Source organism: Sphaerospermopsis sp. FACHB-1094, assembly GCF_014696195.1.
Lineage (GTDB): Bacteria > Cyanobacteriota > Cyanobacteriia > Cyanobacteriales > Nostocaceae > Sphaerospermopsis > Sphaerospermopsis kisseleviana.
Genome location: NZ_JACJPT010000179.1, coordinates 1 through 6,593, shown reverse-complemented (window position 1 = coordinate 6,593; position 6,593 = coordinate 1). Strand labels below are relative to the sequence as shown.

Here is a 6,593-nt window from a genome sequence, read left to right as displayed (position 1 = left end):
AATAATAAAACACCTGACCAACCTACGAATACGAAGCGATCGCGCTTTAACCAGTCGTCTAGTACGTCAAACCACCCTCTTGACGGGGCGCGTCCAACTGCGATGGTCATGAGAACTAAAATCCTCTTTTTTACTAAAATTGCGACGTTTTTAAGGCAGGATGCTTTTGGAGGTTTTTTCCTTAGCCACTGCCAGGAGGAATTTAACGTTTTTTTGACACTCTTAGCTACTGATTAGCAGTTAAGACTCTGAGAATTTACCGCTTGATTAATTGGGCATTTCTCATAATTATGCCACTATCTGTTACCATCACCAAGTCATTTGGTTGGCGGTAACTTAATGATTCTTAACTTATCACATTCTTCATGGTTTGCGCTGGAGATACGCAAGTTAATTTGGTATTGGGTTTTGAATCACAAAAATATAGTCAAAATAGTCAAATATTATAAGAAAATGGGCTGAAAACCCTTGAGTTTGAGTTTTGGAGCGTGGCGGAAAAACTTAACCGTCCTTCCTTATTTTAACAAAATGACACAACTTTTCTCATAAAACTTATAAATTTTCATATACATTATCTGAATAACATAAATTTAGCATGATAATAAGCAGCTAGATAGGATGGAAATGATTCAGGAGTTTGATCAGGACAATGGTAAAATCCTTTAAAATCTCCACTAGAAGACTCACAATAAAATCGTCGAAAGGTACGGAAGCCACTTGGCTATCTTACAATGGAGGAAGTTCCAACGGCGAATAAATTCGCCGTGATGGTATAATCAAGGGGCGAGTAAGAATAACCATCTGCACGAAGAAGTATTTTGATCAGGAGAAACCCCTGATTTATCTCGTCTCGGCTTTGACCGTAGCCTGGGTAAACAAGCAAAGGCAAGATACAGAGTGTATACCGCCATAATTCGATGGACTCAGAAAGCCAAAAAAAATATAAAAGTAAGCGCAATTGCAACACTTATCCGTAAGTAGTTGTTTTGAGCGTGTAGGGGAATAATTGACTATTCCTTTTAAGCAGGTCTTAGTCTTAGAGAATCTGCGTGTCTTCAGACCGCAGAGTGTCAATATCAAACCACACAGTGAAAGTCCTGCTACTACAAGCTGATAGCGTTAATTTCTATAAAAAGATTTAAGCTGATGCTGGAGAAAATATATCTTTAAGGTTTGGGTGAATGAAGTTAAAATCTAGATCCATACCTGTCTCATTACCCAGGTTAGCCAGTCCCCAGTTCACAGAGAATATATAACGGTCTAAGGTAGCTAAAATGACGGCATCAACAAGGATTAATAAAAGCGATCGCCTCCTGCATCAAAATGTTCTCGGTTCTCGTCGGTTAAGTAACTACTGGTGGGCAACTATTGTTAGTTTAGGAGCATCCGGCTTTTTATTGGCTGGCATTTCCAGCTATCTCAAAGTCAATTTACTCATTGTCACCGATCCCACTCAACTGGTATTTGTCCCTCAAGGATTGGTGATGGGATTATATGGCATAGCTGGTGTACTGTTGGCCTTGTACCTGTGGCTAGTTATTTTATGGGATGTAGGCGGCGGTTACAACGAATTTAACCAGGAAACTGGCAAGTTCAAAATCTTTCGTTGGGGGTTTCCTGGGAAAAACCGCCAAATTGAGATTGAAAGCCGCATCCAAGATATACAATCTGTACGTATATCTATTAAAGAAGGTCTAAATCCTCAACGCGCACTTTATCTGAAAGTCAAGGGAAGAAGGGATATTCCCCTGACACGGGTAGGTCAACCTTTATCTTTGGCTGAGTTAGAAACTCAAGGCGCTCAGTTAGCTCGCTTTTTGGGTGTACCCTTAGAAGGACTCTAGATTTTGGATTTTGGATTTTGGATTTTGGATCAGGAGTCAGGTGACAGGTGACAGTAAGAAAGAAATAGGGATTAGTCAGAAGTTCTTTAATTTTGACTTTTGACTTAATTTTTCTCCCCAGTCCCCAATCCCCAGTCCCCAGTCCCCAATCACCAGTCTAAAATCCAAAATTGCTAAGATACTTTGGTTGAGTAAGTAACTTTCAATGCGGTTAAAATTTTCACAATTTTTAGTCCTTCTGTTGATGATTGGTGGTTTGATGTTGACTGGATGTTCGGCTGATCAAGTCGCTTCTAGTACATCTCCCAATTCCACAGCTACCTCCAAGTCAACTGAAGAGGCAAAAACACCATCAAACAAAAATAATCAGAGTGTTCCCGGAATAAATAATTTACCACGTCTCGAAGGTAAGGCTACTGTAGTGATGACAGTTAAAGGATCACCAATTACCATTGAAGTCGATGGTGATAATGCTCCCATTACTGCGGGAAACTTTGTTGATTTAGTCGAAAAAGGCGTTTACGACGGTTTGGTATTCCATCGGGTTGTGCGTGAACCTCAGCCATTTGTGGTTCAAGGTGGTGATCCTCAAAGTAAAGATTCCAATACTTCCCCGCAACTGTGGGGAACTGGTGGTTATATAGATCCAAAACTGAAAACTGAACGCCGTATACCCTTAGAAATTAAGCCTGAAGGTGCAGAGCAACCAGTTTACGGTCAAACAATAACTCAAAAGCCTGTTTTGATTCACAAACTTGGTGCTGTAGCAATGGCAAGATCCCAAATGCCTGATTCTGCTTCTTCTCAGTTTTATTTTGCTCTAGCGGATCTGGGCTTTTTAGATGGTAACTACGCGGTTTTTGGTTATGTAATCGATGGTTTTGATGTAGTTAATAAAATTCAGGAAGGCGATAAAATTGATTCTGCTAAAGTAGTTAAAGGTGCTGAAAACTTGAAAGTTCCTCAGTAGTTATCAATTGATAATTGACAATTGACAATTGACAATTGATAATTGTTTTATTCCAGGTTTAAAACCTCCCCTTTAAAGGGGGAAAAAGCCAAAATTCGGCTTTTGAAATCCTCTGATTTTAAGGGAGAGGTAATTGTCAATTGTTAATTGTTAATTGTCCATTATTGAATAGAGGGAATAGGGAATAAATCAAGTCAAAAGTCAAAATTAATAACTTCTGACTCCTTGAACTCCTGACTCCTGACTCCTGACTCCTAATTTAAAATCTAAAATCTAAAATCTAAAATCTAAAATCTAAAATCTAAAATTGGTTAGGGTTGTTGTTACTGGTATTGGTTTAGTTTCTGCTTTGGGTAACAGCTTGAAAGATAGCTGGCAAAATTTACTGTGCTTAAAAACGGGAATTAAATTACATCAACCATTTCCAGAACTGGGGAAAATTCCTCTAGGTTTAATTAATCAACAACCTTCTGATTTGAGTACCCTCACTCAGATGGTTGTTTATTCTGCTTTACAAAATGCTGAATTAGTAGCGTCTTTGCCTGATTGTGCTGTGGTAATTGGTTCTAGTCGTAGCTATCAAGCGTCTTGGGAGAAGTTTGCACAGCAAATGTATGGTCAAGATACCAACGCAGAATTATTAAATCTGGAAAATTGGTTGGATACTTTACCACTGATGAATGCGATCGCTGTAGCCAGACAAATCGGGTCTTGTGGTCCAGTTTTAGCACCAATGGCGGCCTGCGCTACGGGAATTTGGGCAATTTCCCAAGCTGCTATGTTAATTCAAAGCGGTCAATGTCAACGGGCGATCGCTGGTGCAGTGGAAGCACCTATTACACCCCTTACCATCTGTGGATTTCAGCAAATGGGGGCTTTAGCAAAAACAGGCGCTTATCCTTTTGATTTACACCGGGAAGGTTTGGTATTAGGTGAAGGTGGTGCTGTGTTTGTGCTGGAATCTGCGGAGTCGGCAAAACAACGCCAAATCAACCCAGAAAATATTTATGGGGAAATTCTGGGTTTTGGCTTGACAGCAGATGCGTTTCATGGTATTCAGCCGGAATCAGAAGGAAAGAGTGCGATCGCTGCTATCAAGCAATGTTTAGAACGCAGTAATTTAACACCCGCAGATATAGACTACATTCATGCTCATGGTACAGCTACGATTCTCAACGACCGAATAGAGAGCAAAATTATACAGTCTTTATTTCCGCCAAAAGTAGCTATTAGTTCTACCAAAGGCTCTACAGGTCATACACTAGGAGCATCGGGGGCTTTAGGTGTAGCATTTTCGCTTTTGAGTTTAAAGCATAAAATATTACCTCCTGCTGTGGGATTGCAACAGCCAGAATTTGATTTAAATTTTGTGACAACAGTAAGAAATACAGAAATACAAAAACTGCTCTGCTTGAGTTTTGGTTTTGGTGGACAAAATGCAGCGATCGCTCTAGGCGGTAGCAATTCAATATATTGAATTGATATAAGTAATCAGAATTCTGAAATCCTGACTCCTGACTCCTGCTATATTATTGATTTTTTGCTAATCTCTGCTTTTTACGACGTTTTTCTGTGGTAGCTACCGCATGATCCACCGGATAACCCACTACAGGAATAACCTGATATCTGCGGTCTTCCTCCAGGTTTCTCAGTTCTGTATAATCAACCCAGTGAATACAGTCTACAGGACAAGTATCTATAGCTTCTTGTATTACCTCTTCTGAGTCGCCATCTTGGCGAATTACACGCGATCGCCCATAATCAGGTTCAATATAAAATGTATTCCTAGCAACATGGGCGCAGTGTTTACAACCTATACAGGTAATTTCATCGACATAAACTCCTTTCTGTCGCAGCAAACCGCCCAGTTCCGGCTCTAAACCAGAACTTTCTGGTTCATCTCGCAAAAAACCGCCTAATTCTGGCTCTAAACCGGAAGGATTATTGTCTAGATTATTATCTAAATCTTCTGGGAACGGTTGCAATTGAGACATTACGCACTCCAGCGTTGTACCACTAAACGAATAGAACCATCTGCATTTTTCTGTTCTTCAGCAACTTGGAAACCAACTTTGGCAGTTTCTTTCATCACTGTTTGGTAAGCATAACGTTGGGTGACTTGGCGCAAAAATCCATCTACAGATAAATTTTGCTGCCAATATTGTAAGTCAGCTACCAATTCGTATTCCTGACCATTCCATCTAAAACCGATGTCATAACCATTTTCCTGTTCAATGGTAACTTCGGCTGGATGAGTTTGACCACGATAACCACGCACTTCACGAGGGCCTGGTTTCCAGTCTACTCCTAAGTCGGAAAGTGCATCTTGTAAGGATTCGAGGTTGCGGATTTGAGTTTTAATTTGGCTAAAGTGTGACATGGCGGTTTGTAATCAATGAAAGTAGACGATTTGGAAAACTTACCATTCGCTAAAAGCAGTTTGGGTATTGACTACACTTGATTCCTGTGTAGCTTTGTTGGCGAAAAATTCTGAGGTGGGCTGCTGATTTACCACTTTTCCCAGTTGGGCTTCTATGGCTGCTGTTACCTCCGCACAAGAAGATCCCACTATACCAGTGACTTTCTCTTGTACTCGACCGTCGGGATAAATTATAAATTCTAGTGTTTCCATTCTCTGAATGCCAATCTCAATAGTACCCTTGGACTTAACTGCTTTAGCGGAGTTAGTTTTCTATTGCTGAAAGAACACAGAAACAAAAGTTGCCATTTGTTCATAATGTTCCATCTTTAAAAATATATATCTCAAAATCTTAACGAAAGTTATTATTTGGGTTAGCAGTTACATCCATCAACCTATAGTTTCTCGTAACCTGATCAATTAGTCAAGCTGACTGCTTTTTGATCACTTTCCAGTTAAAAAGCCTGAAAAATTCGGCTTTTATCAGAGAAATCGTCATGCTGTAATTATGAAAAAATACTAAAGCTTATTGAAAATTTTTATCATTATCATTGAATTTAGAAAATGTGGGGGAAATGTGGGGCGATCGCTTGCTTCTTTAGTTGTATTCCAAATATTGTGTATTTTATAATACGTTTAATGCCACATCAGTATCACAGAATTTGATTGGAATACAACTGCTGTTAAGTATCACACCATCTAATTTCAACACTTCCTCTGTTTAAATAATGCTTATTCTACTTCATAATAGGTAAGACTGGATGTAGCACCTGTATGTTTTGCAGAAACTAACTTTAAAACATCCTCTGCATCTTCAAATAATTTTTTTGGATCACGGCCACGACGTTGTGTAGTTCTGAGAGTTGATCCAGCGATCGCTTGTGGACTGAGATAGTCAATAAAAACACCCGTATCAATATAAACCGATACAAAAAAGCTAACTAATGCTAACAAAAGTTGGCTTTTTCTTCCTGTTTCACCCTAGCAGTGTCGGCACTATCTAGTCCACAGGCTAACACGATCAATCTGACCGCTTCTTGTTTTAAATTAATCGCAGCGTTTAAATCTCTGTCAATCTCAAAGCCACAGTTATCACATTTAAACACTCTTTGAGATAATGACAGTGATGATTTCTTTTCTCCACAAGTTGAGCAAGTCTTGCTACTGGGATAATATCTATCCATAATTACTAACTTACTGCCATACAGTTGTGTTTTATATTCTAGCTGCCTTCTAAATTCATAAAAGCCCATATCTGATATAGCTTTTGATAATTTCCCATTTGCTAACATCCCAGATACATTCAAATCTTCTATCCCTATCACCGCGTGGTTTTTGCTGATATAGGTGGTGATTTTGT

General features: G+C 39.3%; 8 protein-coding genes and 1 pseudogene. 3 read left to right on the top strand and 6 right to left on the bottom strand.

The window, feature by feature from the left end:
• Positions 1–110, bottom strand: a pseudogene (locus H6F47_RS26315) (photosystem II D2 protein (photosystem q(a) protein)); the annotation flags it as partial.
• 1,164 nt (positions 111–1,274) lie between these two features.
• On the opposite strand from H6F47_RS26315, the gene H6F47_RS26310 reads away from it, so the two are divergent.
• The 3 genes from H6F47_RS26310 (at position 1,275) to H6F47_RS26300 (ending at position 4,291) form a co-directional block, all read left to right on the top strand.
• Entirely contained in the window at positions 1,275–1,844 is a 570-nt protein-coding gene (locus tag H6F47_RS26310) for a photosystem I assembly protein Ycf4 (RefSeq protein WP_096566289.1), read from the top strand.
• Between the two features lie 205 nt (positions 1,845–2,049).
• Positions 2,050–2,814: a peptidylprolyl isomerase gene (locus tag H6F47_RS26305; protein ID WP_190651695.1), complete on the top strand. Its 765-nt coding sequence runs from the start codon at positions 2,050–2,052 to the stop codon at positions 2,812–2,814.
• A 307-nt stretch (positions 2,815–3,121) separates the two neighbouring features.
• On the top strand, positions 3,122–4,291 hold the full coding sequence (locus tag H6F47_RS26300; protein WP_137668129.1) for a beta-ketoacyl-ACP synthase: 1,170 nt from the start codon (positions 3,122–3,124) through the stop codon (positions 4,289–4,291).
• A 52-nt stretch (positions 4,292–4,343) separates the two neighbouring features.
• Here H6F47_RS26300 and H6F47_RS26295 read toward each other — a convergent pair whose 3' ends face one another.
• The 5 genes from H6F47_RS26295 to H6F47_RS26275 form a co-directional block, all read right to left on the bottom strand.
• Complete coding sequence (locus tag H6F47_RS26295; RefSeq protein ID WP_190348784.1) at positions 4,344–4,808, bottom strand: ferredoxin; 465 nt, start codon at positions 4,806–4,808, stop codon at positions 4,344–4,346.
• Complete coding sequence (locus tag H6F47_RS26290) at positions 4,808–5,194, bottom strand: DUF1257 domain-containing protein (protein WP_096566281.1); 387 nt, start codon at positions 5,192–5,194, stop codon at positions 4,808–4,810. The genes H6F47_RS26295 and H6F47_RS26290 overlap by 1 nt, the downstream gene beginning before the upstream one ends.
• 39 nt (positions 5,195–5,233) lie before the next feature.
• On the bottom strand, positions 5,234–5,446 hold the full coding sequence (locus H6F47_RS26285) for a DUF2997 domain-containing protein (RefSeq protein ID WP_137668128.1): 213 nt from the start codon (positions 5,444–5,446) through the stop codon (positions 5,234–5,236).
• Between the two features lie 519 nt (positions 5,447–5,965).
• A complete protein-coding gene (locus H6F47_RS26280; protein ID WP_190651693.1) occupies positions 5,966–6,187 on the bottom strand; it encodes a hypothetical protein in 222 nt (73 codons plus the stop codon).
• The coding region (locus tag H6F47_RS26275) for an RNA-guided endonuclease TnpB family protein (protein ID WP_190651691.1) at positions 6,181–6,593 on the bottom strand (413 nt) is incomplete at its 5' end. The genes H6F47_RS26280 and H6F47_RS26275, both read right to left, overlap by 7 nt.

Excerpts from the sequence above, each read along its gene's own strand:
- H6F47_RS26295 (WP_190348784.1), bottom strand. The coding sequence starts at position 4,808 with ATGTCTCAATTGCAACCGTTCCCAGAAGATTTAGATAATAATCTAGAC.
- H6F47_RS26290 (WP_096566281.1), bottom strand. The coding sequence starts at position 5,194 with ATGTCACACTTTAGCCAAATTAAAACTCAAATCCGCAACCTCGAATCC.
- H6F47_RS26305 (WP_190651695.1), top strand. The coding sequence starts at position 2,050 with ATGCGGTTAAAATTTTCACAATTTTTAGTCCTTCTGTTGATGATTGGT.
- H6F47_RS26310 (WP_096566289.1), top strand. The coding sequence starts at position 1,275 with ATGACGGCATCAACAAGGATTAATAAAAGCGATCGCCTCCTGCATCAA.
- H6F47_RS26285 (WP_137668128.1), bottom strand. The coding sequence starts at position 5,446 with ATGGAAACACTAGAATTTATAATTTATCCCGACGGTCGAGTACAAGAG.